The organism is Thermodesulfitimonas sp. (assembly GCF_052743955.1).
In genome coordinates, this window is record NZ_JBRAIN010000128.1 from 1,444 (window position 1) to 3,699 (window position 2,256).

Sequence of the window (2,256 nt, forward strand, 5' to 3'; positions counted from 1 at the left end):
AATGACCGTTTCTTTTCTCCTCTTTCGTGGCGGGTCTACGGCATCGGCAACGTTTCTCCCCACCAGTTCCCATTTGACCGCGCACTTTAAAGCCCGATGAATCACCCAGTGCATTGTCAAGATGTAGGTTGGAGAAAGCGCCTTGCCCTTGCTTTTCTTGTTGTCCCGCCGCCCTTCTGCTAACTGGTGGTTGTAAAAGTCCCGCAGGTGGGACGGGTGCAGTCTGTTTAACGGAATATCGCCTAAAGCAGGTTTGACGTGCAGGTTAATAATGTTAGCATAGCCGTAATAGGTGCTATGCGCCCGGTTCCGGGCGTAATCCTGTAACCACTTGTCCAGGAATTCCCCGAAGGTCATCTTCTTAGGGTTGATGGTGTAGCCCTTCTCCAACTGGGCGATAAGCTCCGCCAATCGCCTGTCCGCATCGGCCTTTTTACCCCGGACGGTCCCCTGGTACTTCTTATATTTGTCGGTCTTTGGGTTCTTCCCCAGGCTGATGGTTATCCACCAGGAATCCTTTGATTGTCGCTTGACACTACCGCGCATGGGTTCGGCATCCTCCCTCCATATTTTTAGGAACATCTTCGCCTCCGCCAGTGGTATTTCCTTTACCCCGAAGCCAACTCTCGAGGCTATCCCGCAAAATTAACCACCGCCGCTTTCCGATCCGCCGGGTCTGCACCTCTCCGGTTTGTACCAGTCTTAGAAGAGTGTTGCGCCCCAGACCTGAATATGCGCGGGCTTCAGCTACGGTTAACGTAATCCGCTCAATTTGCATCTAAAAAATCACTCCCCGTCAAATGTTGGATAAATCAGGTAAAAATACGACTTCTCGGCCTCAGCCGCACCGCCACCTGGTGTGCTTGAAGATTTATCGTGCTTTTGGCGAATATCTTCCTCCTTGGACGTTTTTTGCGTATTTTCTTCAGTTTGCTCTTACTTAAGCGCATACTAAAGCAAATTCCTCCTCGATTTTAATGGTTCCGCCGTTCGGCGTCCGCCCGGGCGATCTATGCAGCTCCGCGCGACTTAAAGGTGCTGGCATGGCTTAAGGTCTTCGCCAGTCTGTTGTTTAGTGATTACCTAAATCCTATACTAATAAATTCTTCGGCTTATGTAGAGGAGTTCTTGAGACCTTAGCGAAATATTTTTTGAATAACCGAACACTAAACAGGAGGAGCTGAAAGAAGAGCTATGAGGATCGGGATACTATTCCGGCTATTTCGTCTTTCCTGGAATCTAACCATCCGCCGCTTCGCGGCCTTGGTGGATATGCCCTACTCGTCGCTTTCTGCCCTCGAAAATGGCTGGCTCCCACCGACGCCTCAAAGCGTAGACCGCCTTGTGCGTTACATCGCCACATTTAAACCGGACTCCGAGGTTAACCGGTGGCAGCAGTTTCTCGCCTATCAGTACACCCGTGAATATATCTTTCGCGTCAGCGCCGACCTTCAGTCTCTTTTCCCCTTTTGTCTCGCCGCTGCCGCAGTACTCCGCGCCCTCTTTTCGAATTTTGCGATGAAAGAAACGTTCCCGGAACCACGGTTCATAGATCTAATACCAATATCCGCAAATCAGGACTTTACTCACCCCGGAAGGCGGGAAGACATGGAAAAAGAACGCACTTTTTTCTTAACGCACCTAATTCAAGAGGCGCTTAGCAACACAGAGCCAATAAAACCGCTGTCCCAGGTCCTCGATTTCCCAACGAGAGTTAAATTCGCGGCGTGGATTTTGCATGATACAAGCACTTTTATCAGAGAGCGCGACGCGTACAGATTTCCGCTAACCGAACCGCCAAAGCGCATCCAAAAAATTCTCGCCGACCTTCCTCCAGTTTCCGGACGCAAACCGAGAACGGTGTCGGAGCTTCTCTTTCTTTTGAAGCCAACGGAAAAGGGCCTGCCCGAATGGGTCCCCTCTCCGTTTTCCGCACTTGATCTTTTACTTCTCCTTGCAGACAGTATCCACCTTAACCCTTTGCAGCCGGGAGCTCTCACCGTCGTTCTGCCTCTGGAAAACAGGTATGTGCGCATCACGGCTTACACTCCCCCTTCCTTAGGCTTTATAAAGTTCCCCGGTGTCGACTTCGGCGAGTCTTACCTCTCGGAAGAAACCGTTCCAAGAAGCAACACCGACAGCGCCTTGGATCAAGACGCTACGCAACCCATTTAATGGCATCGGGGTTAATATTTAATAACTCAGCGCGGTTTTACAAGTTTTCCGTATTCCAAAGGCGAGAAGCCGCCGATCTAT

Annotated in this window: 2 protein-coding genes and 1 pseudogene; 1 reads left to right on the forward strand and 2 read right to left on the reverse strand. The window is 50.6% G+C overall.

The annotated features are described in order from the left end of the window. Together ACUVTA_RS08905 and ACUVTA_RS08910 are read right to left on the reverse strand one after the other, a co-directional pair. Window positions 1–546 (reverse strand): annotated as a pseudogene (locus ACUVTA_RS08905) (hypothetical protein); the annotation flags it as partial. After that, complete coding sequence (locus tag ACUVTA_RS08910) at window positions 536–778, reverse strand: helix-turn-helix domain-containing protein (RefSeq protein ID WP_445952586.1); 243 nt, start codon at window positions 776–778, stop codon at window positions 536–538. The pseudogene ACUVTA_RS08905 and the gene ACUVTA_RS08910, both read right to left, overlap by 11 nt. A 416-nt stretch (window positions 779–1,194) precedes the next feature. On the opposite strand from ACUVTA_RS08910, the gene ACUVTA_RS08915 reads away from it, so the two are divergent. Beyond that, on the forward strand, window positions 1,195–2,175 hold the full coding sequence (locus tag ACUVTA_RS08915; RefSeq protein WP_445952587.1) for a helix-turn-helix domain-containing protein: 981 nt from the start codon (window positions 1,195–1,197) through the stop codon (window positions 2,173–2,175). Window positions 2,176–2,256: the final 81 nt, after the last annotated feature.

What these genes read in the sequence shown, in the direction of transcription:
- ACUVTA_RS08910 (WP_445952586.1), bottom strand. Translation starts at nt 778, where the DNA reads ATGCAAATTGAGCGGATTACGTTAACCGTAGCTGAAGCCCGCGCATAT.
- ACUVTA_RS08915 (WP_445952587.1), top strand. Translation starts at nt 1,195, where the DNA reads ATGAGGATCGGGATACTATTCCGGCTATTTCGTCTTTCCTGGAATCTA.